Raw genomic sequence first — 24,834 nt, forward strand, 5'->3', positions numbered from 1 at the left:
CATCCGGTACCCCATTGCGTACATTGGGCCGGAGACATGCCCTGATTTGCGCTCAATTCCGCAGCCCCTGCATAAGCCTGTGAAGCTACAAGAACGCCAAATGTCAAAATTATAAGATTTTTCATTTGAATACCGTGTAAGAAAATTAAAGTGGCGAATACAAGAATAGTCGAAAAATGAAATCGTAAAACACCAATATGGCGCTATAAATAATAGCCTAACCGAAAATTGTTATTAATCCAAAGAATCGTCAGATGCCTCGAATTCCTTGTTGGCAATGACTTCGACTTCTTCATTCTTGCCAGACGAAACCTTGAAATCCCGCTGATAGATGCGATCCTTGTTCTTCGCCACAGCGACATAATCGCCTTCGATCAGAACCAGCGATGAATAGGCGCCCACGCTTTCACGCACCACATCGCCCGAAGCGTTGAGAACCGACCATGACGTATCGGCCAGCGCTTCGCCGCCGTGCTCGCGCACAAGCTTCAGCGTCATTTCCGCAGCGCGATGCTCGACCGTCGCTTCGGTAAGCTTGCCTGCTTCGACGCGAATATCAGCGCGGATAATGGCATTGGCGGAGCCATAATTGGAGACAACGTGATAAGTGCCGCTGTTGAGCCGGATAATGGCATTCGGCTTCACATCCGGGACGATCAGCGAGCGTTCGCTGTTGTCCTCGTCCGCATAGATCGAGAACCGCAGCAGATCGTCATTAATCTTGCTCTTGTCGGGCAGAACCGCGCTCAGCTTCATGCCGCCCGCATCGAGCATCATCAGCTCGTGCCGGGCATTACTGCCAAGCGTTATGCGCTTGGTGGCACCGGCGCGCCCATAGGCTACATGCACGAGGTAGCTTCCCTCCGGCAGATTAAATGCGGCGCTGCCGCCCTGTGCGCTGGCGATCAGCGGCAATTGCCCGTCCGGCCCTACATTGGGCGAGAAAACGCGCCAGACCAACCCCGTCGGTATGTCGGCGCCGTCATCCATGAGACGGGCCTTCAGGTCCAGCTCGGTGGTTTTGATCAACGGATTGTTTTCCGGGCTCGTGGGTGACGCATAGGGGCTGAGCGTCGGCAGATTGAGCGGGGGTTCGGGTAGATTCAATCCGCCGCTTGCCTCGGCAGCAGGGTCAAGGCCCTGTGCCCATGCAGACGCACCCGACATCACGGTCAGCAGCGCTACAGCGAGCCATTCGCCGCGAAAATATCGTGATGTTTGAACGCAAGGCAGAAGTTTGAAAACCGACATAGCTTTTTTGAGCCCATGCGGGTGTCGAATTCAAGGCCAAATCGATAATGACACCGGCATTTTTTAGCCATCACCGTGCTGCGGTTTCCCCGAGTTTTGACTTTACACCACCGTTGCAACGGGCGAGAAGAGGCGGCCCTCTCTAAACAGGAGTGGCAATTCAGGTTTTAGCAAGTTCCAGTCGAGAGGTTTTCCGTGGCGCATCCGGTGTTCGATTTTCTAGCTCAGCGTAGTTCCACGCCGATTTCAGCAATTGGCGCTCCAGCACCAGAAGGCGAAGAACTGGCTGAACTGCTTAAAGTGGCAGCCCGCGTTCCTGATCACGGTCGCCTGACGCCCTGGCGCTTCATTCTCTACCGTGGTGATGCCCGCAAACGGGTAGGGGAGTTTCTGGTCAAGCGCGCTGAAGAACGCGAAGGCCCGCTGCCCGAAGGCCGCAAGGAACAGGAATTGACCCGCTTTTCGCGCGCGCCGCTCGTTATCGGCATTGTGTCGTCGCCCGTCGGACATGAGCGCATCCCGGAGTGGGAGCAGTTTTTGTCGGCAGGTGCTGTCGCGATGAACCTCTGCATTGCCGCCAATGCGCTTGGCTATGCGACCAACTGGATCACCAACTGGTATTCGGACGATGCACCGTCGCGCGCATATCTCGGTCTTGCGCCGAATGAACGCGTGGCCGGTTTCGTTCATATCGGCACCGCAGAAAACAAGATGCCGGAGCGTCCCCGTGCAGATATGGACAAGATCGTTTCCGACTATTCCGGCCCATGGGCGGAATAAGATAGAGCTTTAAAACTATTTCCCAAGGCGAGGAAATCACAATGTTTTATGAGCCGAAAGAGGGGCATCCATTGCCCCACAATCCCTTCAAGGCAATTGTCGCACCGCGCCCGATCGGCTGGATCGGAACGTGTTCGAAGAATGGAGCGGTCAATCTCGCTCCATATTCATTCTTCAATGCGATCTGCGATACGCCGCCTATGGTGATGTTTTCATCCAGCGGCATCAAGGACAGCGTGACTTTCATCGAGGAAACCGGTGAGTTCACAACCAATCTGGTGAGTGAGCACCTCAAGACGCATATGAATGCGTCGTCAGTCGACGCACCGCGCGGCACCAGCGAGTTCGAGTATGCCGGATTGACCCGTGCGCCATCGAAAATCATCGCCGCTCCGCGTGTGAAAGAGGCCTATGCCTCGCTGGAATGCGTTGCTGTCGACATCAGGCGATTGCAGGACAAGGAAGGCAAGCCGACCGACAATTACATGGTCATCGGTGAAGTCGTCGGCGTCCATATCGACGAGAGTATTCTGACGGACGGTCTGGTTGATATAGCCAAGGTGAAACCCGTGACGCGTCTCGGTTATATGGATTACGCCACCACGGAGAGCGTCTATCAGATGTTCCGGCCGAAATGGTCCGATAAGTAAGGGGCTGATTACAGCCCCTTTTTCTTGGCTTCGGTCCAGATTTCTTCCATTTCTTCGAGGCTTGCTGAACCAAGGTTGTTTCCGGCCTCATCCAGCGTCTTCTCGATGAAATGGAAGCGCCGCTTGAATTTATCATTCGCCGCGATCAACGCCGTTTCAGCATCAATATCGAGGTGGCGGCCAAGATTGACCATGGCGAAGAGCAGATCGCCATATTCTTCCGCGATATGAGCCTTGTCCTGTGCCGCCATTGCTTCCTTCAACTCGGCAGTCTCTTCGGAAATCTTGTCGAGAATCGGCGCAGCCTCTGACCAGTCAAAGCCGACCTTTGCCGCTTTCTGCTGCAATTTCAGCGCACGAACGAGGGCAGGGAAGTTGGTTGGAATATCGTCGAGAAACCCGTTATTCTCATGCGTGTCGAGCCCGAGACTTGCGCGGCGTTCGGCGCGTTCCGCCTTCTCTTCCGCTTTGATCCGGTTCCACGAGCCTTTGGCCATGCCAGCGCTACGGGCTTCTTCATCTCCAAAGACATGCGGGTGACGGCGGATCATCTTATGAGTGATCGCCTCTACCACATTGCCAAAATCGAAACTGCCTTGCTCTTCGGCCATGCGCGCATGGAATACCACCTGTAGCAGAAGATCGCCCAGCTCCTCGCGCAGATCGTCCATGTCGTCACGCTCGATAGCGTCGAGAACTTCATAGGCTTCTTCCAGCGTATAAGGCATGATCGAGCGAAAGCTCTGCTCGACATCCCACGGGCAGCCGGTTTTCGGATCGCGAAGAGCAGCCATAATCTCAAGCAGGCGGTCTATATTGCGGGAAGGGGTCATCTGCGCTCCATCAAACTTCGCTAACTCCGTTTCCAGTTGTTCCCAAAGAATCATCTGGAACGGGTTGAAGTCCGTTGCCGATTTTGCATAGTCAGCTCGGGATCGCACATCGGGGCGGCATGTTCAACAAGTGGATACTTGATCGATGACAATTCTTGTGACTGGCGGCGCCGGCTATATCGGCTCTCATACCTGCGTTCAGCTGATCGAGGCAGGCCATGAAGTGGTTGTGGTCGATAATTTCGACAATAGTAACCCGGAAGCCCTTCACCGGATCGAGAGAATTACCGGTCGCGCACCCATTCGTGAGCCAGGAGACATTCGTGATCGCGCGCTTCTGGAACAGATCATCACGCGTCATAAATGCACAGCAGTGATCCACTTTGCGGGCCTGAAGGCCGTGGGGGAATCGAGCGAAAAGCCGCTGCATTATTATGACTGCAACGTGCTGGGTACGTTGCGGCTGTTGCAGGCGATGGAAGCAACCGGCGTCAAAACGCTGGTATTCTCCTCATCCGCGACCGTTTACGGCGATCCGCAGAAGCTGCCGATCACCGAAGACCAGCAGCTCTCCGCGACAAATCCTTATGGTCGTACCAAGCTCATCATCGAAGAAATGCTGCGCGATCTCTACAACAGCGACTATAGCTGGAAGATCGCCATTCTGCGCTACTTCAACCCCGTCGGCGCTCACGAAAGCGGCCTGATTGGCGAAGATCCGAAAGGCATTCCGAACAATCTGATGCCGATCATCGCCCAGGTTGCGACAGGACGCCGTGAAAAGCTGAACATCTGGGGCAATGATTATGCAACGCCGGACGGCACCGGCGTTCGCGATTACATCCATGTAGTCGATCTGGCCGCCGGTCACCTTAAGGCGCTGAAAAAGCTGGATGAACCAAAATGCTTTGCGGTTAATCTCGGTACGGGGCAGGGCTATAGCGTTCTCGATGTCGTCAAGGCGTTCGAGCACGTCTCCAACCGCCAGATCAATTATGAAATCGCGCCACGCCGTCCGGGCGACGTTGCTGAGTGTTATGCCGATCCGACCTTTGCCAACGACTTCCTTGGCTGGTCAGCCGAAAAGAACCTGCGCGAGATGTGCCAGGATATGTGGAACTGGCAGTCAAAAAACCCTAACGGCTACGAATAAAGCGGGCGCTGCCAGTTAATCGCAAGAAAATCCCGGAAAAGTGAAGCAAACAGGCCTGTTTTTCAACCATCAAGGATTGAAAACAGGCCCGATGCGTTTAATAAACAGGCCCCGCAAAACAGGGCTCATGTCCCTGAATATCTCCCATGTTTCATGGATGCGACGCGGCGCCAGATCCTCCCCAAGGCGCGCCGAACAAGATTGGACGAAACAATGCGCTTCCTGCCGGATAAATTCACCTCAATGCTGATCGCCACAATTCTGCTGGCATCGGTGCTCCCGGTTCAGGGCGAATTTGCCGAATGGTTCGGCATGGCGACGAAAGTCGCTGTCGGCCTTCTGTTCTTCCTTCATGGCGCACGTCTTTCGCGAGAAGCCGTTATTTCAGGCATCACCCACTGGAGACTGCATCTGGCAGTTTTCCTGTCGACATTCGTGCTGTTCCCGATCCTGGGGCTCGCAGTCGGCTGGGTCATTCCCGGTCTGGCGCAGTCCGCCTTCTATACCGGCATTCTCTATCTCTGCGTGCTGCCTTCGACGGTTCAGTCGTCCATTGCCTTCACGTCCATGGCGGGCGGCAATGTTTCGGCTGCAATTGTCTCAGCTTCCGCATCGAATATTTTCGGCATGTTCCTCACACCGCTTCTGGTGGGCCTGCTTTTTGCGGTGCAGAGTGGAGGAGGCGGCATCTCGCTTGATGCGTTTGAAGCCATTCTGCTGCAATTGCTGCTGCCCTTTGTTCTGGGTCAGATTCTGCAACCCTGGATCGGCAGCTTTATGCGGCGTAACAGCAAGCCGCTCAGCTTTGTGGATCGCGGCTCCATCCTGATGGTTGTCTATCTGGCCTTCAGCGAAGCCATCGTGGAAGGTCTTTGGAAATCAGTCTCTTGGGACGATCTGGTGATGATGGTCGGCGTCAATATAGTATTGCTGATTGTCGTCCTGCTGATCACCTGGTACGGGAGCAAGCGACTGGGCTTTAATCGCGCCGATTGCATAACCATCATGTTTTGTGGCTCCAAGAAAAGCCTTGCCAGTGGCGCGCCTATGGCCAGCGCCATTTTCGCAAGCGCCAATGTCGGCAGTATTGTGCTACCATTGATGCTGTTTCATCAGATTCAGCTTATGGCTTGCGCAGTGATTGCGCGCAAACTGGCCGATCATAAATAAGCTGCCGCACTATACAGACTTTGAAAAGGCATACGGTAATGGCGCAAACCGAGAACAAATCTTTCGATGAAGACGCTCTGGCGGAAGCCTATGATCGTGCGCTCGCGCTTGAAAAAGCTGGCGATTTTGACGGTGCTGCAAAAGCCTATGAAGAAGTTCTGGCCATCGATCCTGATGATCACGGCGGCGCAGCCGTGCGGCTTGCCAGCATGGGACGCGGCGCTGTTCCACTGAAAGCGCCCGACGCCTATGTGGCGACGCTGTTCGACCAACATGCCGAAATGTTCGACACGATTCTCGTCGACCAGCTTGGCTATGACGTGCCGCTACAGCTGCGCGAAATATTGCTGGAGATCAATGAGGAGTTTCACCGTGATCGCATGCTCGATCTTGGCTGCGGCACCGGTCTGTCGGCTGACGCGCTCGACGATATGGCGACGCACAAGACTGGCGTGGACATTTCTGAAAACATGATCGAAGTCGCGTTTGAAAAAGGCGACTATGACGCGCTGTTCGTTGGCGAAGCGGTACGCTTTCTTGAAACGACAGCTGAGGACAATTGGGATCTGATCGTGGCGACCGACGTGCTGCCTTACATGGGCGAGCTGGATCGCTTCTTTGCAGGTGTGGCCACGCAACTCGAGCCGGACGGCTATTTCGGCTTTTCGAGCGAAACACAGGACGAAGCGCGCTTTGCGGGCCGGGCCTTCATGGTTGGCGATTATCAGCGCTTCGCGCATGCCAAGTCATATGTGACGGCAATGCTGGATGCACACGGCATGGACTGCATTCGCTGCGAGAACATCACCGTGCGCAGCGAGCAAGGATCGCCAGTTCCTGGACATCTTTATGTCGCACGGCGCCGCTGACACGTCCATCATCGACGATTGAGCTGAACCGCATTATCAATGCATGATCATACGGTTCAGCGGGAACTGATAGGCCTGATTTGCAGAAGGCCGGCCGAAGCGTCTCGATAGGATTTGCTACGCGGAATAGATATCTTCTAGTTCCATAATCTATCTTATGTGATCAACGTATGAAGCTGGGTGGGTTCTAGCTTGAAGTCGGTCTCGCGTTGGTTTCAACGAACAAAAAGCAGCAAATGAACCGATAGAAAACGCCTGCTCCTCATCGACTTCCCGAACGATGTAAGATCGCTCGTAGCCTAGCGGCAAGCTGCTCTCACGTTCGTTTCCAGCTACGTCACACAACTGCTCCGTGATAGCGCACGTCCGTTCTCAACTCGGAGGACCGAAATATTTGGTTCTAAGCTTCGCGATTTCCTCGCTCTCGTGCAGACTTATGATCGCCACGCTGGCTGGTTGGACAAGCGCGCTGTGACGTGGAAACGCAAAACCGTATTTATCCGGGCTGAATGCTCCGCCAACAAGGTCGAGCGGCTCATCGGTATGCTGATGTGTGTAATATTCCAGCACAGGACCATCAGCAACGATCGCCGCGATCTCATCATTGACGAGAGCGGAAACAGCTTCCGGCAAATGATCAAACGATACAGTGGCTATGGATCGGGATTTCAGAAACTGTTCTGCAACGCTGCCGGTTCGAACGCCGACGGATTTTCTTTGAAGATCGCTCAAGCTCGATATCGTGTTGTCGATATGCGCAACGGTCATCACGCTGGTGATCGATGACGTGACATAAGCGATAATGGCGATGCCAAAAACCATCCAGAACGTTTGCCACACACGTCCTATCCAGCCGAACAGGTTTTTACGTGAGCTTTTGCCGGACGTGGCAATTGAAACCACGTGATAAAAGCTCTCCGCCAGCCCTTCCCGCCAGCGTTTCGGAAAATTTTCATCAAAGCGTCTGTCGAACAGCGTCAGAAACAGCGTTGCCACCAGAAGAATGCCCAGAATCCAGACATAGGTGGTCAAGTGACCAGCCCTGTTGAGACGTTCGATAAGGTCGTCCCATCCCGTCCCGGCCTGGGTATGTACCATGATACGCAGACCAGCATCGAACCACGGATAGGTAAAATCTGCGATTTCAGCACGGTTTTCGGTGATGGTAAGATTGGTGACGGCTGCATCAATCTTACCATCGGAAACGGCTTTCATCAGGTCGCCATAGTTCGGATATTCCACATAATGCGACGTAATATTCAGGCGCGCTGCGATGTTCTGCCAGATATCGATTGCCATGCCGGAATAGCCATTGCCGTCACTATTGACGAAGGGCTCGCTGACATAAATGCCAACTTGTACCGGCTTTGATGTCTCGGTTGGCCCTTGAGCATTAGCCGCGCCGGAAAACACCGCCAAGAACGCAGTGAAAAGAAGGGCGGATATAATCCTATATTTTATATTACCCAATGAAAATAAAAACATTATCAAAACCGAATATCAAAATAACCATATATATAGAAATTATGATTGCAAATTTTCTTTCAAATATCAACTATACTGTATAAATATAAGAATTACCTATAATATATTCTGCCGATGGGCCGTAACATACACATTCTGGCCACACGAATGCACCCTGCCCGTCAGGCTGTTCCGGCGGTCAATCTGATCAGCGATTGACAAATTCTACGCTTGATTAAAATCATTCCCTCACTGCCCGCATCGTGAGAATGACTGAAACGTGTTTGGAACCTGAAACGGTCTAAGACCAAAGCAGCATGTAATCGTCCTGTACATGTTGTATGACCCGACACGGGTTCCAGCACTCGCGTTTTCGGCCAACTCTTGGTCACGATGCACATCGAACGGGCTTCCCGGCCCGCTGGCTGGATGGGATAGAAGGTAGAGTTATAGATGTTGGAAGCACGCATTCGAAACGCTTCGCTGCGAGACAAGATTATTACCCCGGAACAGGCAGCCAGCCTCATTAAGGATGGCATGATTGTCGGTATGAGCGGCTTTACACGCGCCGGTGACGCCAAGGCCGTGCCGGTCGCTATGGCGGCCCGTGCGGCAACCGATCCGTTTCAGATTACGCTTATCACCGGCGCTTCCCTTGGACACGACGTCGACAAGATTCTGACTGAAGCCCATGTGCTCGCCCGCCGTATGCCGTTTCAGGTTGACCGCACGCTGCGTTCCGCGATCAATCGCGGCGAGGTCATGTTCATCGACCAGCATCTGTCCGAAACGGTCGAGCAATTGCGCTCCAACCAGATTGGCCCGATTGATTATGCCGTTGTCGAGGCACTGGCGATTACCGAAAGTGGCGGTATCATTCCGACCACCTCGGTTGGCAATTCGGCAAGCTTCGCCATTCTGGCCGACAAGGTGATCGTTGAGGTCAATCTCAACCAGCCTATGGCGCTGGAAGGTCTGCACGACATCTATATCCCGACCAAGCGCCCTACCCGCGACCCGATCCCGGTTACCGCCTGCGACAGCCGCGTGGGCCTGCCCTATATTCCGATCCCGGTCGAGAAAATCGCTGGCATCGTCATCACGCAGGAAAATGACAGCGCCTCGACGGTCGAACCAGCCGACAGCGAAACCATCGCTATTGCCGGTCATCTGATCGATTTTCTGAAGGATGAAGTGGCACAAGGCCGTCTCGATCTGACGCTTAATCCGCTTCAGGCCGGCATTGGCACCATCGCAAACGCTGTGCTCAACGGTTTTGCCGATAGTCCGTTCCACAATCTGCGCATGTATAGTGAAGTGCTGCAGGATAGCACCTTCGAGCTGTTTGATGCCGGAAAGCTGGATTATGCCTCCGGCGCTTCAATCACGCTCAGCCCGGCAGTCGGTGAACGGGTGTTCAACAATATCGACCGCTATCGCGACAAGCTGATCCTGCGGCCACAGGAAATCAGCAACCACCCGGAAGTCATCCGTCGTCTCGGCATCATCGGCATCAATACGGCGCTTGAGTTCGACATTTATGGCAATGTGAATTCCACTCATGTGGATGGCACCCATATGATGAACGGTATTGGCGGTTCGGGTGATTTCGCGCGCAACGCCTATATCTCGATTTTCGTCAGCAAGTCGGAAGCCAAGAACGGCGCCATTTCGTCAATCGTGCCGATGGTCACTCATGTGGATCACACGGAACATGATGTTGATATTCTGGTGACGGAACAGGGCCTTGCCGATCTGCGGGGGCTCGCCCCACGCGAGCGTGCCCGTGTCATCATCGATAATTGTGCGCATCCCGATTATCGCGACCAGCTCAATGATTATTTCGAGCGCGCCTGCAAGCGTGGCGGTCATACGCCACATCTTCTGGAAGAAGCTTTCAGCTGGCATATGCGTCGTCGCGAAAACGGCAGCATGCAGCAGCGATAATATTCCCGCCTATGGTGGCCGGCGGTTCATAACCGGCCATCAGTCTCCATGCCCGCTCACAAATCGAGCGGAACCTTCTCTAAAGCGAAACGTTATCCGGCATATCGTTTTCAAACTGGAAACGAGAATGCCACGGACGAAACTGGGAACTTGCCCCATGTTTTCCGTGTAATGTTTAGTCTGGCGTTCTGGAGGAGCGGCCGTCGGACACAAACGACAACAGTGCCGTTCCAGGAAGGTTCAGAACAGCTATGTCCATCCTCATCAGCCTTCTGATAACAATTCTTGTTATCTTCCTCGTGCTTTATCTGATCAACATGCTTCCGCTGGATGCAAAGGTGAAGCAGATCGCTCAAGTTATCGTGATCATCATTGGTATCATTTCTCTTCTGAAATATCTCGCCATCTTCTGACGACCACTGCCCTCACCCGGCTCTACGCCGATTAAACCTCCAAAATTATACATTTGTCGCAAGACAACACTCTCGACGTGAGACGAGTTCTTTCGGAGCGTTCTGGCCATCTGCGCGCTTCGAAAAGCTCGCCTCCGTCACCCGCAGGCGGTTGTTTCCGACCTTCCCTTATGTTAGCCATTACAATTATCGGTTAGATTATTCGAAAATCCCGATATTATCCCCGCTCCCCCAATACAATTTGCTTGATCAGTCTTTAGTGATAAAACCCTAAATTGTGTCTTTCGGGAAACTGTTCGTGGAAAAGTTGCAATCATACCTTTTGGCATCTTTTCCTGACGCGCAGATGCTTTTATAAGCCCTCCAATCAATTGCTCCCTCAACGTAAGGTTTCGAGTGACAATTAAATAATCCTGATCCAGGGACGGGGAGTTAGGAAATGAAAGCAGCGTTATGGAAAGCAGGTGTCATAACACTTTCTGTTGTGCTGTTTTCTGTGTCGCTCACCTGGACGGTTGCTGCCTTTTCGGGCGCACGGCCGGGCATTGTTGCGCTGGCGCTAAGCTCCGGCATTCCCATTGCGACGGCCTTCCCGTCGCTCGCCTATATTTTCCGTCAGCATAACAAGCTGAGAGACGCCTATAACCAACTTGAAAGGGCGCATATTGAATTGCAGGCGCGGGCGCGCGTCGATCACATGACGGGATTGCTCAATCGTGAAGCCCTGTTCGATGCCATGAAGATCAGCAGGTCGCGTATTGAAACGGGCGTGCTGATGGTCATCGACGCCGACCACTTCAAAGCCATCAACGATACATTCGGCCATAGCGCTGGCGACCGCGCATTGAAGCTGATCGCATTTGCCCTGCAAAATGTGACACGCAAGGGCGATCTGGTCGGGCGTATCGGTGGCGAAGAGTTTTGCGTCTTCTTGCCGGGCGCCAGTAGCGAAACGGGCGTCCGTGTGGCGCAGCGCATCCGCACCGAAGTGGAAGGCACGCCTTTTCATTCGACGGAATATCAGGTCTATCCTCTGACGATCAGCATCGGCGTGGCGTCCGCTCCAAAAACCGAGAGCAATTCGCAAGTGATGAGCCGCGCCGACCGCTGCCTCTATCAGGCCAAGCAACGTGGACGCAATTGCGTGGTTCTGGACGAAGAAAGCGCCCGACTGGCGAGCGCTTCCGTTGTTTCCATCACCAATGGCCGCGAGGTCGCGCGCGGCTAATCTACCCGGTAATTAGTCCGCCCATGGAGTGACTTCTTCCTCCGACCATCCGACCGGAACAAATCCCATCTTCTGATAAAGCTGCAATGCGCGTGGGCTATCGAGCGTATTGGTGTGGATGGCAACTTTCTGCGGTCCATGGGCCCATGCGGCGGAAATGGCTTCGCTGAGAAAGAATTTGCCAAGCCCCCGCCCCTGAAAATCACGCATCAGACCAAAATAAAGAATTTCAGCCGTTTCCGGCATAGCGGTCAAATCCAGTTCCACGAAACCGGCCGGATTGCCATCCGCATAGAGCACGTGGATCGCACTCGTATCCGCATGGATGATGCTGTCCACTTCCGCATCGCTTTGCACGCGGCGCATCATCCAGTGATGCTGCCGACCGACCTGTTCGTAAAGGTAGCGATAGAAATGCACCGGCATGTCGCTGGCCCGCATGATGGCGAGCCGCACGCCAGACGGAACCGGTACGGAAAGCGCCGGTCGCGTCTGCATTTCCAGATGCGTAATGCGAGCTTTAAGCTTGTCGACCATGATCAGTCGGCTTCGCCCGTCACCACCGGCGTATCCTGCTTGCTGCCCCATTCACTCCAGGAGCCGTCATAGAGCCGGTTATTCTTATGGCCGAGCGAGGCTAGCGCCAGCATGATGACCGCCGCTGTGACGCCGGAACCGCAGCTTGTGACGACAGGCTTGGCGAGATCGACGCCTGCCTCATCGAAGATCGCACGCAGACTATCCAGATCTTTCAGCTCGCCATTCTCCGACAGTGTGCCGACAGGAACGTTGCGCGCGCCCGGCATGTGACCGGAACGCATGCCCGCACGCGGTTCGGCGTCCCGCCCGGTAAAACGTCCGGCGGCCCGCGCATCGGCAACCTGCGCGCGGCGCTCGTCGACGATCTCCCGCATTTCCGGGAAAGCAACAACGCCAGCCTGATCGAAAGCAGGCGTGAATAGCGAGGCTGCAATCTTCGTCGGCTCGTCGGTCACGGGATAACCTGCGGCCTTCCATCCATCGAAACCGCCATCAAGAACGAATACATTTTTGGCGCCCATCACACGGAACATCCACCAGACGCGGGGGGCGGCAAACATGCCGGGGCCGTCATAAACGATAATTGTCTCGTCGGCGGTGATGCCCATCGCGCCGACATGCTGCGCGAAGAGTTCCGGCGACGGCAAGGTGTGCGGCAGGCCAGAATCCTTGTCGGCGATCACGTCCTGATCGAAGAAGACCGCGCCCGGAATATGCGCTGCATGATATTCTTCAAGACCGTTGCGACCCGCGGCAGGCAGATACCAGGACGCATCCACGATTGCTATCCCCGGTTGTCCCAAGCGTTCTTTCAGCCAGTCGCGTGAAACGACAAATGCGCTCTTCTCAGCCATGATCATGCTCCTCAAATACTCAAGCTTCGGGCAAGGCGCCGAAGCGAATGCGGAAACGGCGGTTTTCCTTGCCCTTCTTCTCGATCTTGCCGATATGGATTTCTCCTACTTCCTGCGTTTCAGACACATGGGTGCCGCCGCATGGTTGGGAATCCACCGAACCATTTTCACCAATCGCAACAAGCCGAATGCGGCCAAGCCCGACGGGAGGACGAACATTCTTCGATTTCACAATATCGGGGTTGGCGAGGAATTCTTCATCGCTGATCCAGTTGATCGAAACAGGACCATTGGCTTTGACCAGTTCCATGATCTTTTCGGTCACGAATTCCTTCGTATAGGTCGGATCTGGCAGATCAAAGTCGACACGGCTTTCATCTTCGCCCACTGCCGCACCGGTGATCGGGAACGGACAGGCAACGGACAAAAGATGACAGGCAGTGTGCATGCGCATCAGCTTGTAGCGGCGCGGCCAATCAATATGCAGAACGAGCGCCTCACCGACTGTCGGTGCTGCCTGCCCTTCGGCTGGCATATGGACGATTTCGTTCTTGGTTTCACCGGTAACGGTGGCTGCGATCTCGATCCGCGATCCATCGGCGCGTTCAAAAAAGCCGATATCCCCCGGCTGTCCGCCGGAGGTCGCGTAGAAATTTGTCTGGTCGAGAATAATACCGCCAGTCTCGGTAATGGCGAGAACCTTGCCCTCCGCCGTTGAAAGATAGGAATCTTCACGGAAAAGCGCATCGGTCTCATAGGCCATTGTTTTATTCCTCGAATGGGATGTCTATTTCGGTTTTGGTTTCCAACCAGCCCGGCACCGGCAGGTTCTTGCCGCGCAGGAAGGATGGATTGAACATTTTCGACTGGTAACGATTACCATAGTCGCAAAGCACCGTTACAATTGTGTGGCCCGGACCGAGATCTTTTGCAAGTCGGATCGCACCGGCAATATTGATGCCGGAAGAACCGCCGAGGCAAAGCCCCTCATTCTCCACGAGATCGAACACGACATCGAGCGCATCGGCATCCGCAATACGATAGGAGAAATCAGGCGTGAAGCCTTCCAGATTAGCCGTAATACGTCCCTGCCCGATGCCTTCGGTGATCGAATCGCCTTCGGATTTCAACTCGCCGGTCGTGTAATAGGAATAGAGCGCTGCACCATAGGGATCGGCGAGCCCAATCTTGATATCAGGATTGTGATCCTTCAAGCCGAAGGCGGTCCCGACAAGCGTGCCGCCCGATCCGACCGCCGCCACGAAACCGTCGACCTTGCCATTGGTATCGCGCCAGATTTCAGGCGCTGTGGTTTCGATATGCGCCTGACGATTGATCGGATTATCAAACTGGTTGGCCCAGATCGCGCCATTCGGTTCGGTTTTGGCAAGCTGTTCAGCCAGCCGCCCCGACAGGCGCACATAGTTGTTGGGATTGCGATAAGGTGCTGCTGGAACTTCGATCAGTTCCGCACCGAGCAGACGCAGCGCGTCCTTCTTTTCCTGGCTTTGCGTTTCCGGAATGACGATGACTGTGCGATAGCCAAGCGCCTTGGCGACAAGAGTCAGACCGATGCCGGTATTGCCCGCCGTTCCCTCGACAATCACGCCACCCGGACGAAGCAGGCCGCGCTTTTCCGCGTCCCGAATGATGTAAAGCGCTGCACGATCCTTGACCGACTGTCCCGGATTGAGGAATTCAGCCTTGCCGTAAATCTCGCAACCGGTGATTTCGGAAGCCTTCTTGAGACGAATCAATGGCGTGTTACCGATTGCGTCTAGAACCGATTGGAGCATAGCTTCCATCCTTCATCTTTGGCCGAGCTGTTTGCCGGGAAAGTATGAGGAACTGCCCTGCCCTTCAAGGAAGGATGGAATAATTTTCCACGCCAACTGGCAAACTCAATCCACAAAATGTCGGTTCAAAAGAAAAAGCCGCCCGAAATGGGCGGCTTTTGTAAAAGATGTTCCGGAACGGCGTTATGCAGCACGCTGTCCGCCGCCGCCATTACCGTTGCGGCGCTTACGACGGAATGGACGCTTTGCCTTCGGTGCGGCTTCGCCAGTCGCATTGGCATGGCCACCTGCGGAAGCATGGTTGCCCCCACGATGTTCGCCCGGCTTCTGGGCTGGACGACGGTGCTGCTGCGGTGACGGGCCCTTGCGGTGCTGCGTCTTCTGCGGCTTGTCTTCGCCCACAATCGAAATGCGCGGCGCTGCTGCGGGTGCTGGTGCAAGCTTGACCGGAGCATCCTTGATCGGAAGCTTGGTACGGGTCACGCGTTCCACAGCACGCAGCTTCGAATCCTCGGTCGCCTGATCGTACAGGGTGATCGAAGCGCCGCTGGCGCCATTGCGCCCCGTGCGGCCGATACGGTGTACATAGGTTTCCGGTTCATCAGGGAGGTCATAGTTGACCACATGGCTGATGCCGGGAACATCGATACCGCGCGCGGCGATATCAGTTGCAACCAGAATGCGCAGCGTGCCGTCGCGGAAACCGTTCAGCGCGCGCTGGCGGGCATTCTGCGACTTGTTGCCGTGAATGGCCGCAACGTCGAACTTGTCACGCTCAAGGTGGCGCACGACCGCATCGGCACCATGCTTGGTGCGGGTGAAGACGATAACCGAACGCATGTTCTTATCGGCCAGCAGAGCCGACAGAAGACGGCGCTTTTCCTTGGTCGGCACAGGATGCACAACCTGGGTGATTTCGGCAGCCGTCGTACCCTGCGGCGCAACTTCCACACGAACCGGATCACGAAGCAGGCTGCCTGCGAGCGCAGCAATTTCCTTCGGCATGGTTGCCGAGAAAAGCGCGGTCTGACGGTCGGCATGGGTTGCCTTGGCAATACGCTTCACATCATTGATGAAGCCCATATCGAGCATGCGATCGGCTTCATCGAGCACCAGCCAGCGGGTCTGCGAAAGGTCAACCAGACCTTCGCGCATCAGATCCGTCAGACGGCCCGGCGTTGCAATCAGCACGTCGATGCCGGGTGCGATACGCTTGATCTGCGTCAGCTTCGATACGCCGCCCAGCACGAGCGCGGTCGAAATATGCGCGGTCTTGGAAACGTTGCGGATCGTCTGTTCGATCTGGACGGCCAGTTCGCGGGTCGGCGCCAGAACAAGAGCACGCGCCGTCTTTGGGCGGCGCTTATCGCCCAGACCGATGATCTTTTGCAGGATCGGCAGGCTGAAAGCAGCAGTCTTGCCCGAGCCGGTCTGCGCAATGCCGAGAATATCCTTGCCTTCCAGCTGCGGCGGGATCGCCTGCGTCTGGATTGGCTTCGGTTCGGTCATGCCAGCAGCTTCAACGCCCTTGAGCAAAACGCCGGTGACGCCAAGAGCGGCAAAGCCGCCCGTATTTTCATTTGTCAATTCAATCTCTTTCGGCGGCACCGCACATCTGCGGTCCGCTTTCAATGCCGGGAAAGCGCAACTTTCCCGAGCCAAATCCGTATTTATGATAACGACGGGACGCCGGGAAAACCCCTGGCGACTTGCGCAGCCGTGCCCGAGCAGATCTCAGGTCCCCTCCGCTACCAGACCATTCCGGAAGACAGAAGTGTGACGCAACAAGTCCAATGCCGGGAAAGCCGACATCTAACGTCGGCCCATGCGCCTGCCGCCCATATGGGGTGGTTTTGCCAAAAAAGCAAATGTTTTCGCTTTCGCGTCACTTAGACTTCAGTTCAAATGATGAAATCAGCCAGAACCTGATTGTCCGTAATGTCCTGATAAGCCCAACCGGCCTCGCCGAACTTCTTTTCCAGAAGTTTGAAGTTTGCGGCATCCTTCGTTTCAATGCCGATCAGCACCGAGCCAAAATTGCGGGCCGATTTCTTCAGATACTCGAAGCGCGCGATGTCATCTTCCGGCCCCAGCAGATCGAGGAACGAACGCAGCGCGCCGGGGCGCTGTGGGAAGCGGAAAATGAAGTATTTCTTCAGGCCTTCAAAGCGAAGCGCTCTTTCGCGCACATCGGGCAGGCGCTCGAAATCAAAATTGCCGCCCGAAACGACAATCACGATGCGCTTGCCCTTGAGTTCGCTTTTCTTGAAATCCTTCAGCGCATCAATGCCCAATGCGCCTGCTGGTTCCAGCACCACACCTTCGATATTGAGCATTTCAATGATCGTCGCGCAGAGACGGTTTTCCGGAACTGTTATGACAGACTTTGCGTCAAAGCCTTTGAGAAGCTTGAAGTTTTCCTTGCCAATCTCGGCAACGGCCGCTCCATCTACAAAATTATCGACATGGGTAAGCTTGATGCGCTTGCCCGCTTCCAGACTGCCTTTCAGGCTTGCGGCACCTTTCGGTTCGACAAAGCGAAACGCGGTTTTCCAGCCAAGATCGGAAATATACTGCGTCACACCGCCAGAAAGCCCGCCGCCGCCAACTGGCAGCAGAACCAGATCCGGCTTCTTGCCCTCCGGCAATTGCCGTTCGATTTCCAACGCGACAGTCGCCTGACCTTCCACAATGCCCGGATGGTCGAAGGGCGGCACCATGACGCCCTTGTTGCTGGCCGCAAATTCCTGCGACGCGGCATAGCAAACGTCGAAAATATCGCCGATGAGCTTGATTTCGATGAATTCACCGCCAAAAGCACGGGTCTTGTCGATTTTCTGCTGCGGCGTGGTCACCGGCATGAAAACAACGCCCTTGCGACCGAAATGGCGGCAGACGAAAGCAAAGCCCTGCGCGTGATTGCCTGCCGACGCGCAGACAAAGACGACATTCTCGTCGGTTGTCTTGACGGCCTTGGAAATGAAATTGAACGCGCCGCGAATCTTGTAGGACCGCACCGGCGTCAGATCTTCGCGCTTCAACCAAATCTCTGCGCCATATTTGCGGGAGAGATAATCGTTGAGCTGCAATTGTGTTTCAGGGAAAAGCGCACGCATTGCCTTTTCGGCCTGAGCCACGGATTTGACGAAGGCGGTCATACTGAAACTCTCTTCATTCCTACTCGGTATTCACATCGCTATACGGATTTGCCAATGCAAACAAGGATGAAGGGAAACACCAACCTACCCCACGCAGTAAACAGTGACGATCTTGCGGTCCCCGAAGACTACCAGCGGACCGTCATTCAGGAGTTCGAACAGCACGGCTTCGTTCAATGGAAGCGGGATTGTTATTTCTTCGAGGTAAAGCGCCTGCCACGAAATAGAGCGCTCTCTCTGTAATTCGCGCTGCATCAAACGTAGCGCGGCCTCGGCTTCTGGCCGCTGGTCCTGACGGAAGAATCCGCCGCACCAATCCTGAACATGATCATAGGTGATTGTGTAATAGGTTACAGTGTCTGTCATATCGGTCACGCCCCCAAAGCACTCTCGCGGTACGCCCCCGCATTGTGCCCTTCGATCTTTGGTGATCAGGGTGTTAGTAACCGCACTGCGACGGCCTCACGACCTTTGGCTTCAGAGAAGCTTGGACATACGTCGCAAGCACCCTGACCATAAAGGACGAAGGTTCGGCGCCTTTCGGTGACGCCAACCACGCAGTGATAAAGGGGTTACTAAGCCCCGGACCGCCGCGTAGCGGTCCAGATCTAGGCGTAAATCATTCCTGACAGCTTGTCATATCCAAAATTCGTCAGCTGACAGGCTTTTGCGGAAATAGTGACATCTGGCGCGAACCGATCAAATTCATGGTCGGGAAAACAGGCCGATCATACCGCTTTTCTATTTTAGAACATAAGGATATTCGATAATTCAGCTGTTATTGCTGACAAGCTTTCTGTCTTGAAATCGACGCGCAAATCATGACATAGAAATCCTGTCGCTGCGGTCGTGGCGAAATTGGTATACGCAACAGACTTAAAATCTGTCGCCTTTTAGGCTTGCGGGTTCAAGTCCCGCCGACCGCACCACAGCTTTCCAGAAGCTCTTTTGTTTCAGATAGTTGTTGAATTACAAGGATTTGTCGTTGCCCTATCGCTACAAAGGGCGCTACAGATGCAAGTCATTATGGCAGGACTGACACGAGCTAAAAACGGGGACTGGCTTTCCCGGAAAATGATTCCAGCGGATATTCGAGATGCGTATCAGCGAGCTTACGGCCTTCGCCAAGAGGAACGTTTTCGAGCATCCACAGAGAAGACTTCGAGCGAAGTCAAACTTGCTCATCTCGAATGGTTGGCGACTATCGAAGGTCGCATCTCACTTCTACGGTCGGCAAAATCTGGCCTGACGACCGCGCTCAGCAATCGACAGATGCGCGAACTCGCGGGCCGCTGGTATGATTGGTTCATCGCTCAGAACGTCGACAATACCCCACCCGTTCCCGATTTGGATTTCGCCTACGACCAATACCAAGACGCGCTGGAGGCCGCTGGCGACTCCTTTCAGGACGCTCACGATGATCATGTGAGAACAGCCGTCCACGCCGCTAAGGTCCGGGCAGTCATTATCGAAATTGGTCGGCTTCCCACGTTTCTGGCGGACGAAGGTATTTCCCTCACTACTGAGGCGCATAGTGCATTTATCGACGCACTAGAACCCGACTTCACAGCAGCCCTTGCACTTCTCCGCAGGCGAGCCTTAGGCGATTACAGTCCGGATTCCTACCGGGAACGGTTTCCGCAAACGGAAAGCGCTTCCGCTAAGCATACGGGGAGACCACCTAGGCTGGCAGGGATGAGCGTTTGGGAAGCATTCGAGGGATGGCATAATGAACGCAAGCCCGCGCCTTCGACGGTCAACCGCTGGCGTGGTGTATTCCTAGACTTGGACTCTTTCCACAACGGTAAAGACGTAGCCCTGCTGACAGATGCCGATGCGGTTAGGTGGAAAGACAAGCTCATGGCATCGGGGAAGCTTAGCGGTCGCACTGCCAATGAGGTTTATATCACCGCTGCAAACCGAATATTCGGGTGGGTCAAGTCGCAGAAAAAGATAGCCGCCAATCCGTTTGAAAGCGTTAAGGTTTCTGCCAAAAAAGTGAAGCATACCAAGACTGAGTTTCAGTCGGACGATGCAATCACCATTCTAAAAGCCAGTCTCGAACCTCAGGCGCGCCATATGAAGCCCCATCGCCGCTCAGCAATCCGGTGGGTTCCTTGGATTTGTGCGTATACCGGAGCAAGGCCCGGAGAAATCACTCAGGTTCGCAAGCAGGACATTGAACAGCACAAGGACGGTTTCTGGACGCTCCGCATCCTGCCGGAAGCTGGAACAGTGAAAGGCGGAGAGCCACGCCATGTCCCCCTGCACGACGATTTGGTCAATCAGGGTTTCATTGACTTCGTGAAGAAGGCGAAGGAAGGACCACTTTTTTATGACCAGAATGGTGAACGAAAGACCAAGAAAGTTGATGCCCTTGACCCTCCTCGCCCTCAGTATGTGATTGCGCGACAGAAGCTTGGCGATTGGGTTCGTAAGCTTGGCATTGATGATAAGCGCGTCAGTCCCAATCATAGCTGGCGACATACTTTCAAGCGCAGAGCGGCACGAGCAGGCATAGAGCAACGCATCCGGGATGTCATGTGTGGGCATACCGCTGACCATGTAGGTGCCATTTACGAGCTTCCGACGATTGAGGATTTAGCGAGTGCTATCAAATCGTTCCCTGCATATTCTCTAAAACAGGACGAAGAAAACTAGGGGAGCCTCACGGCAGGCTCATGTCCTTCATGCTTGTTTACCACTGGCATGTCTTTGGATTCTCATGCGCTTGCTTGGTGGCTTCTCACCATGTCCATCACTCACATGCAGGATATGTATATAATGAACGCTTTTATCTCTTCGGCTTCCCAGTCTGCTTATAATCTCGCAATGGATGCGCGTGACAGCCTCAGCGGAATTTTCAGCCTCCAGCATCGCGGCTTCTGGTTTCGCCTGCCGTTGACCAAGCTCAGCCTTTGGGTTGAATGGCGGGAATGCTCGGTGGGCTATGGTTGGCAGAAGCAGGACACGAAGGACATTGAGTTCTTCGCTGGTCGTTTTCAGGGCGTGTTGTCGGTCGAACGTGGCTGAGGAGGTCCGGTCGTGTTCCTCGCCATCCTTGCAGGCATTGCCGCTTATTTCAGCACACTTCTCATTCTATTGGCCGTCTTCATTCCGCTTCGGGAGAATGTGCTGGCATTCGCGATTGTGCGGGTGCCGCCGTACAGCACTGTGTTTAAGTGGTCGATTTTAGCCGTGGCGTGGTTCACTGCATATCGAGTTTTCATTGCGGTATGGTGAGCGCAGCAATTCAAGGTTGGCGATATGCAACCCTAGATAATTACACCTCACCATAGAGAACTCACAACGCGACTTCGGTTTCGCAGTGGGCTTCCCATCAACCATCACAAGGCTGCCTTCGGGCGGCCTTTTTTCATTTCCAAGGACACACCCGAAACATGACCAAGCTCCCCGGCCTCTCGCCTCATGATGACCAGCCTTCCATCGGTTCCGCCAATGGCGGCATGAAGCAAGCCCCCTTCAAATTGCCTTCGGTCCAGCTCCAACCGCAAGCCCGCCCTGTGGATACCTACAGTCGTCCTCAGTCTCCGGCAACGGGCGGCAATGGTCTCATGCAGCTCTCCGAGGCGCTTGCTCAGGTTAGCCCGAACTTGCAGAGTTTCCTTAAGGACCGAGCCGACAAGGCCCAGCAGGAGGCCGAGGACAAGGCCAATCGCCGTATTGGCGGCATGAGTTTCGATGAGGCGCGCAAGGCAGTCAATGACGGCTCAATCTCGGAAATGGATAATCCGTGGTTCAAAGCTGCCTTCATGAAGCAGTATGGCGAGCGCCTTGCCTACGACCGCGTGAATGAACTCACGAAGGAATACGAGACCAACTTCGACAAAGACAAGGGCGACCTTGAGAGCTTCATCCGGGAACGCATGGCCGGTGATTTGGAGAAGTACGGAGACAGCCCGCATTTCGTCCGGTCATACAACTCGATCATGAACAACTTCGGCTCGAAGGCGAACACTATCCAATCGCAGCACCAGACCGAACAGATCAAGCAGGACACCATCTCAGGTGTCTACGATGTGTTCTCCGGCAAGGCCCGCGCCCTGCTTGGTGAGGGAAAGTCGGAAGCCGAAGTGGTCGCAGCCCTGAGAGCCGAGTATTCCGGCAACCGGGAACTCCTCAAGATCGACTACAAGGACCAAGACCGTGAGATGGTCCGCCTCGCTGAATCCTTCGCGAACGAAGGTAATCTCAAGATGGCTGAGGCCATTCTCAACAGCGAGCGCACAGGCGACGATGGCACGAAGCTGGGTTCGCTTGCGTCAAACCGTGAGTTCCAGAATGATGCCAATCGCATTCTCCTCTCTGCCAAGTCGCGTATGCAGCATAACAACGAGGAAGCCACGCGGGACAGGCGCTTCGAATTTTGGGACAACGCGAGACAAGGCAAGCTCGACCGCGAAGAACTCCTCGGTTGGCACAAGGGAAACGCCGGAGCCTTTTCGGAAGCTCAGGTTCAATCGCTGATCAATCAGAGCGAGACCTTTAACGCTCACGTTGCCAAGGAAGCAGCCGAAGCTAACCAGAAGCTTGCCTTGGCGGAACAGGCGAAGCGCTCAGAAGACGACCTCCTGAATAAGAATATGGAAACCGCCAGTTCCGGGATGCTCCCATATATCGAAGAGGCAACGGTTTTCACGAAGACCGGCGAAACGAAAAAGGTTTCGGTCGATGACCAGAAGAAGGCCGTTGCCAAGGAAACCGTAGCCCGCACGGAATGGCTCGTTAAGAACAGCAAGGCATCGCCGGATGAAGCCTTCGACATGCAAGTGGAAGCCTTCTCTTCGAACAACCTAACAAACCCCAAGTGGGAAAGCGTCCTTCGAAGCGGACCAGTTGCAGCAACGCAATTCAATGTTTCGGGAGGGACAGCGCCAGCCCAGCTCAAGGACGGCACCGATCTTTATATGCGTTTGCATTCTGCCAACCCCGGCCTCCTCGAACAGCATATCAAGAACGACAAGACACGGGAGTTTTACGAAAGCTACCGCATTGCCATGCAATATGCGGGACTGGGGCATGAGCAGGCCGTACAAACCGCCATGATGGCAACCTCCGAAATTGAGAAAGCCCCTTCCGCCGCCGTTCGGCAGAGCTTTGAGCAGATTGATGAGAAGGCCCGCCGCGTGGTTGCTGGCGGATGGGAAACTTGGTTCGGCACCATTGGCGGCAAAGCCCCCAGCAATTCGGGCTATGTTGCCGGTGAAATTGCCCGCCTTGGTAAGTTCTATGCGCGCAACGGTCTTGATTCTGATCAGGCCCTTGAGGAAGCATCGAAACGCTTCAATGCAACCCATACGGACGTTAACGGCAGCATGATCTATACCGCTGGTCGAGACATTCCGAAGAACTTCGGTGAGATGGCTACATACGCTATCGAACAATATGCAGCAGATTTCGGAGATGATGAGTGGCTTGAAGCGTCGGACCTAACAATTCGGCAAGCAACGAACAGCAACGGCTGGTTGATAGTTGAAAAGACCACTGGCCTCCCGGTTGAGAATGCTGAACGTTCAAATCTTACGTTGCGGTCTCTGCATGAACTAGACCAGAAGCGACAGCAGGCAAAGAAAGAAGAAATCATCAAGAAGCAGAATGACAGCCAAAGGACAAATCCAGCCGGTCTTTACACTGCCGTAGAGAAGGATGGCTCTCAGGTATTCATCAATGAGAAGCGAGAAATCTTTGAGAATACAGCCACCGATGGTCAAGCTCCGGTTTGGAGGAACACCGGCAAACGCTACACCAAGACCATCCCGACAGGCCCGAACGGAGAAATCCAGCTCAAGGGTATCGCGATCAAGGACGAGGTGAAGCAAGGGGTTGGCAATGCCGCAAGGAAGTTCACCGGAGCCATGATGGTGGGCGACACGGGCAATCTCAATGCCCCTGCTGTCACCATCGGACGCGCAGCCGGTGAGAAGATGCGCAAGCCACCAGAGAACTTCATCAAATTCGGTAAGGCAGCAGAAGACGCTATTAATAGCCGCAACAATAGCGGACGCTAATCTTCGTCGTCCCCATCACTAATCATCTCAAGGCCCTGGCATTTTTGTGCTGGGGCTTTGTCTTATCTATTACGGGCCTCATTCCCCCTCAGGGATTCACTGAGCGCCATTTCACCAAAACCGCAGCAATCCAGTAGGCGCAGCCCGAACGCTCGCCGATGACTCGCTATGAGGATTTTCAGCATGATTCAGAACTATTCCATCCCGGCCAGCCTTCGGGAACGCCTCGCAACCGTTGCCGCTGGTCGTCATTATCTCATCGCGACCGATGGCGCTTGTAAGGGAAATCCCGGTCGCGGCGGCTGGGGCCTTGTGAAACCGCTTTGGGATGGCGAGCGCCTTCTCAGGCAAGCACCGAATGCTGGAAGGTCGCCAGAATGTAGCACCACGAATGTCCGCATGGAAATGACGGCAGCGCTCCGGGTGGAATAGCCCCCTAATTGCCCGGACAGTTTCTGCCACTTAAATAAGTGATAGGACTACTGTTCACATTATGACTGGTAATAGCATTAAGATGGAAATTCTTTCCGGCCCTGAGCGGCGTCGACGCTGGAGTACAGCGGAGAAGCTTGCGATTGTCCACGAAACCTACGAGGGGGGCGCGACGGTCAGTCTGGTCGCCCGTCGTCATGGCATTGCGCCTAACCAGCTGTTCGCGTGGCGCAAGCTTGCATCGCAGGGTGCCTTGGTTGCCACCGC

Annotated in this window: 24 protein-coding genes and 1 tRNA gene; 15 read left to right on the top strand and 10 right to left on the bottom strand. The window is 54.6% G+C overall.

The window, feature by feature from the left end; all coding sequences use genetic code 11:
• Nucleotides 1-234: 234 nt before the first annotated feature.
• On the bottom strand, nt 235-1,251 hold the full coding sequence (locus ACTJKP_RS20470) for a hypothetical protein (RefSeq protein WP_440631963.1): 1,017 nt from the start codon (nt 1,249-1,251) through the stop codon (nt 235-237).
• A gap of 195 nt (nt 1,252-1,446) precedes the next feature.
• Between ACTJKP_RS20470 and ACTJKP_RS20475 the strand changes: the two genes are divergently transcribed.
• Together ACTJKP_RS20475 and ACTJKP_RS20480 are read left to right on the top strand one after the other, a co-directional pair.
• Nucleotides 1,447-2,031, top strand: coding sequence for a nitroreductase family protein (locus tag ACTJKP_RS20475; protein WP_078338633.1), 585 nt, complete (start codon nt 1,447-1,449; stop codon nt 2,029-2,031).
• A 41-nt stretch (nt 2,032-2,072) separates the two neighbouring features.
• Nucleotides 2,073-2,681 (top strand): flavin reductase family protein, encoded by a 609-nt coding sequence (locus ACTJKP_RS20480; protein ID WP_440631964.1) that lies wholly within the window; start codon nt 2,073-2,075, stop codon nt 2,679-2,681.
• 8 nt (nt 2,682-2,689) lie between these two features.
• On the opposite strand, the gene mazG is transcribed toward ACTJKP_RS20480, so the two are convergent.
• The gene (gene mazG / locus ACTJKP_RS20485) at nt 2,690-3,514 is read right to left on the bottom strand and encodes a nucleoside triphosphate pyrophosphohydrolase (RefSeq protein WP_440631965.1); all 825 of its coding nucleotides are present in this window, start codon (nt 3,512-3,514) and stop codon (nt 2,690-2,692) included.
• Nucleotides 3,515-3,659: 145 nt separating this feature from the next.
• Here mazG and galE point away from each other — a divergent pair, with 145 nt between their 5' ends.
• The 3 genes from galE (at nt 3,660) to ACTJKP_RS20500 (ending at nt 6,706) form a co-directional block, all read left to right on the top strand.
• Nucleotides 3,660-4,667, top strand: a complete 1,008-nt coding sequence (gene galE / locus ACTJKP_RS20490; RefSeq protein WP_440631966.1) for a UDP-glucose 4-epimerase GalE — start codon at nt 3,660-3,662, stop codon at nt 4,665-4,667.
• 213 nt (nt 4,668-4,880) lie between these two features.
• Nucleotides 4,881-5,837, top strand: a complete 957-nt coding sequence (locus ACTJKP_RS20495) for a bile acid:sodium symporter family protein (RefSeq protein WP_440631979.1) — start codon at nt 4,881-4,883, stop codon at nt 5,835-5,837.
• Between the two features lie 38 nt (nt 5,838-5,875).
• Nucleotides 5,876-6,706, top strand: coding sequence for a methyltransferase domain-containing protein (locus tag ACTJKP_RS20500; protein ID WP_440631967.1), 831 nt, complete (start codon nt 5,876-5,878; stop codon nt 6,704-6,706).
• Between the two features lie 372 nt (nt 6,707-7,078).
• Here ACTJKP_RS20500 and ACTJKP_RS20505 read toward each other — a convergent pair whose 3' ends face one another.
• Nucleotides 7,079-8,119 carry a transporter substrate-binding domain-containing protein gene (locus ACTJKP_RS20505; protein WP_440631980.1) on the bottom strand — a complete coding sequence of 347 codons (1,041 nt, stop codon included), beginning with the start codon at nt 8,117-8,119 and terminating at the stop codon, nt 7,079-7,081.
• A gap of 504 nt (nt 8,120-8,623) precedes the next feature.
• On the opposite strand from ACTJKP_RS20505, the gene ACTJKP_RS20510 reads away from it, so the two are divergent.
• From ACTJKP_RS20510 to ACTJKP_RS20520, 3 genes are all read left to right on the top strand, one after another.
• Nucleotides 8,624-10,117: an acetyl-CoA hydrolase/transferase family protein gene (locus tag ACTJKP_RS20510; RefSeq protein ID WP_440631968.1), complete on the top strand. Its 1,494-nt coding sequence runs from the start codon at nt 8,624-8,626 to the stop codon at nt 10,115-10,117.
• Between the two features lie 251 nt (nt 10,118-10,368).
• Nucleotides 10,369-10,530, top strand: coding sequence for a Thivi_2564 family membrane protein (locus ACTJKP_RS20515; protein WP_113533570.1), 162 nt, complete (start codon nt 10,369-10,371; stop codon nt 10,528-10,530).
• A 439-nt stretch (nt 10,531-10,969) separates the two neighbouring features.
• Nucleotides 10,970-11,758 carry a GGDEF domain-containing protein gene (locus ACTJKP_RS20520; protein WP_078338639.1) on the top strand — a complete coding sequence of 263 codons (789 nt, stop codon included), beginning with the start codon at nt 10,970-10,972 and terminating at the stop codon, nt 11,756-11,758.
• A gap of 12 nt (nt 11,759-11,770) precedes the next feature.
• On the opposite strand, the gene ACTJKP_RS20525 is transcribed toward ACTJKP_RS20520, so the two are convergent.
• The 7 genes from ACTJKP_RS20525 to ACTJKP_RS20555 form a co-directional block, all read right to left on the bottom strand.
• Nucleotides 11,771-12,295, bottom strand: coding sequence for a GNAT family N-acetyltransferase (locus ACTJKP_RS20525; protein ID WP_440631981.1), 525 nt, complete (start codon nt 12,293-12,295; stop codon nt 11,771-11,773).
• A 2-nt stretch (nt 12,296-12,297) separates the two neighbouring features.
• On the bottom strand, nt 12,298-13,152 hold the full coding sequence (gene sseA, locus ACTJKP_RS20530) for a 3-mercaptopyruvate sulfurtransferase (RefSeq protein ID WP_440631969.1): 855 nt from the start codon (nt 13,150-13,152) through the stop codon (nt 12,298-12,300).
• A 19-nt stretch (nt 13,153-13,171) separates the two neighbouring features.
• Nucleotides 13,172-13,915, bottom strand: a complete 744-nt coding sequence (locus ACTJKP_RS20535; RefSeq protein ID WP_440631970.1) for an alanyl-tRNA editing protein — start codon at nt 13,913-13,915, stop codon at nt 13,172-13,174.
• 4 nt (nt 13,916-13,919) lie between these two features.
• Nucleotides 13,920-14,948 (bottom strand): cysteine synthase A, encoded by a 1,029-nt coding sequence (locus ACTJKP_RS20540; RefSeq protein ID WP_138785144.1) that lies wholly within the window; start codon nt 14,946-14,948, stop codon nt 13,920-13,922.
• A 183-nt stretch (nt 14,949-15,131) separates the two neighbouring features.
• Nucleotides 15,132-16,535 carry a DEAD/DEAH box helicase gene (locus ACTJKP_RS20545; RefSeq protein WP_374843376.1) on the bottom strand — a complete coding sequence of 468 codons (1,404 nt, stop codon included), beginning with the start codon at nt 16,533-16,535 and terminating at the stop codon, nt 15,132-15,134.
• Nucleotides 16,536-16,849: 314 nt separating this feature from the next.
• Complete coding sequence (gene ilvA / locus ACTJKP_RS20550; RefSeq protein WP_078338642.1) at nt 16,850-18,106, bottom strand: threonine ammonia-lyase IlvA; 1,257 nt, start codon at nt 18,104-18,106, stop codon at nt 16,850-16,852.
• An 84-nt stretch (nt 18,107-18,190) separates the two neighbouring features.
• Complete coding sequence (locus ACTJKP_RS20555) at nt 18,191-18,472, bottom strand: hypothetical protein (RefSeq protein WP_440631971.1); 282 nt, start codon at nt 18,470-18,472, stop codon at nt 18,191-18,193.
• A 477-nt stretch (nt 18,473-18,949) separates the two neighbouring features.
• On the opposite strand from ACTJKP_RS20555, the gene ACTJKP_RS20560 reads away from it, so the two are divergent.
• From ACTJKP_RS20560 to ACTJKP_RS20590, 7 genes are all read left to right on the top strand, one after another.
• Nucleotides 18,950-19,035 (top strand) — tRNA-Leu (locus ACTJKP_RS20560).
• Between the two features lie 85 nt (nt 19,036-19,120).
• Nucleotides 19,121-20,767, top strand: a complete 1,647-nt coding sequence (locus ACTJKP_RS20565) for a hypothetical protein (protein ID WP_440631972.1) — start codon at nt 19,121-19,123, stop codon at nt 20,765-20,767.
• Nucleotides 20,768-20,890: 123 nt separating this feature from the next.
• On the top strand, nt 20,891-21,139 hold the full coding sequence (locus ACTJKP_RS20570; RefSeq protein ID WP_440631973.1) for a hypothetical protein: 249 nt from the start codon (nt 20,891-20,893) through the stop codon (nt 21,137-21,139).
• 12 nt (nt 21,140-21,151) lie between these two features.
• Nucleotides 21,152-21,349, top strand: a complete 198-nt coding sequence (locus ACTJKP_RS20575) for a hypothetical protein (RefSeq protein ID WP_182505934.1) — start codon at nt 21,152-21,154, stop codon at nt 21,347-21,349.
• A gap of 158 nt (nt 21,350-21,507) precedes the next feature.
• Nucleotides 21,508-24,135, top strand: coding sequence for a hypothetical protein (locus ACTJKP_RS20580; RefSeq protein WP_440631974.1), 2,628 nt, complete (start codon nt 21,508-21,510; stop codon nt 24,133-24,135).
• A 183-nt stretch (nt 24,136-24,318) separates the two neighbouring features.
• Entirely contained in the window at nt 24,319-24,567 is a 249-nt protein-coding gene (locus ACTJKP_RS20585) for an RNase H family protein (RefSeq protein ID WP_440631975.1), read from the top strand.
• A 61-nt stretch (nt 24,568-24,628) separates the two neighbouring features.
• Nucleotides 24,629-24,834 (top strand): transposase (locus ACTJKP_RS20590; protein ID WP_440631852.1); only part of this gene is annotated, 206 nt, incomplete at its 3' end.

It is taken from the genome of Brucella sp. 22210, assembly GCF_052045675.1.
GTDB lineage: Bacteria > Pseudomonadota > Alphaproteobacteria > Rhizobiales > Rhizobiaceae > Brucella.

Bases quoted from the DNA above. Each gene is read 5' to 3' on its own strand.
- mazG (WP_440631965.1), bottom strand. From the start codon at position 3,514: ATGACCCCTTCCCGCAATATAGACCGCCTGCTTGAGATTATGGCTGCT.
- ACTJKP_RS20480 (WP_440631964.1), top strand. From the start codon at position 2,073: ATGTTTTATGAGCCGAAAGAGGGGCATCCATTGCCCCACAATCCCTTC.
- ACTJKP_RS20540 (WP_138785144.1), bottom strand. From the start codon at position 14,948: ATGCTCCAATCGGTTCTAGACGCAATCGGTAACACGCCATTGATTCGT.
- sseA (WP_440631969.1), bottom strand. From the start codon at position 13,152: ATGGCTGAGAAGAGCGCATTTGTCGTTTCACGCGACTGGCTGAAAGAA.
- ACTJKP_RS20495 (WP_440631979.1), top strand. From the start codon at position 4,881: ATGCGCTTCCTGCCGGATAAATTCACCTCAATGCTGATCGCCACAATT.
- ACTJKP_RS20580 (WP_440631974.1), top strand. From the start codon at position 21,508: ATGACCAAGCTCCCCGGCCTCTCGCCTCATGATGACCAGCCTTCCATC.
- ACTJKP_RS20470 (WP_440631963.1), bottom strand. From the start codon at position 1,251: ATGTCGGTTTTCAAACTTCTGCCTTGCGTTCAAACATCACGATATTTT.
- ilvA (WP_078338642.1), bottom strand. From the start codon at position 18,106: ATGACCGCCTTCGTCAAATCCGTGGCTCAGGCCGAAAAGGCAATGCGT.
- ACTJKP_RS20520 (WP_078338639.1), top strand. From the start codon at position 10,970: ATGAAAGCAGCGTTATGGAAAGCAGGTGTCATAACACTTTCTGTTGTG.
- ACTJKP_RS20525 (WP_440631981.1), bottom strand. From the start codon at position 12,295: ATGGTCGACAAGCTTAAAGCTCGCATTACGCATCTGGAAATGCAGACG.
- ACTJKP_RS20500 (WP_440631967.1), top strand. From the start codon at position 5,876: ATGGCGCAAACCGAGAACAAATCTTTCGATGAAGACGCTCTGGCGGAA.
- ACTJKP_RS20510 (WP_440631968.1), top strand. From the start codon at position 8,624: ATGTTGGAAGCACGCATTCGAAACGCTTCGCTGCGAGACAAGATTATT.
- ACTJKP_RS20570 (WP_440631973.1), top strand. From the start codon at position 20,891: ATGAACGCTTTTATCTCTTCGGCTTCCCAGTCTGCTTATAATCTCGCA.
- ACTJKP_RS20585 (WP_440631975.1), top strand. From the start codon at position 24,319: ATGATTCAGAACTATTCCATCCCGGCCAGCCTTCGGGAACGCCTCGCA.
- ACTJKP_RS20515 (WP_113533570.1), top strand. From the start codon at position 10,369: ATGTCCATCCTCATCAGCCTTCTGATAACAATTCTTGTTATCTTCCTC.
- ACTJKP_RS20535 (WP_440631970.1), bottom strand. From the start codon at position 13,915: ATGGCCTATGAGACCGATGCGCTTTTCCGTGAAGATTCCTATCTTTCA.
- galE (WP_440631966.1), top strand. From the start codon at position 3,660: ATGACAATTCTTGTGACTGGCGGCGCCGGCTATATCGGCTCTCATACC.
- ACTJKP_RS20555 (WP_440631971.1), bottom strand. From the start codon at position 18,472: ATGACAGACACTGTAACCTATTACACAATCACCTATGATCATGTTCAG.
- ACTJKP_RS20565 (WP_440631972.1), top strand. From the start codon at position 19,121: ATGCAAGTCATTATGGCAGGACTGACACGAGCTAAAAACGGGGACTGG.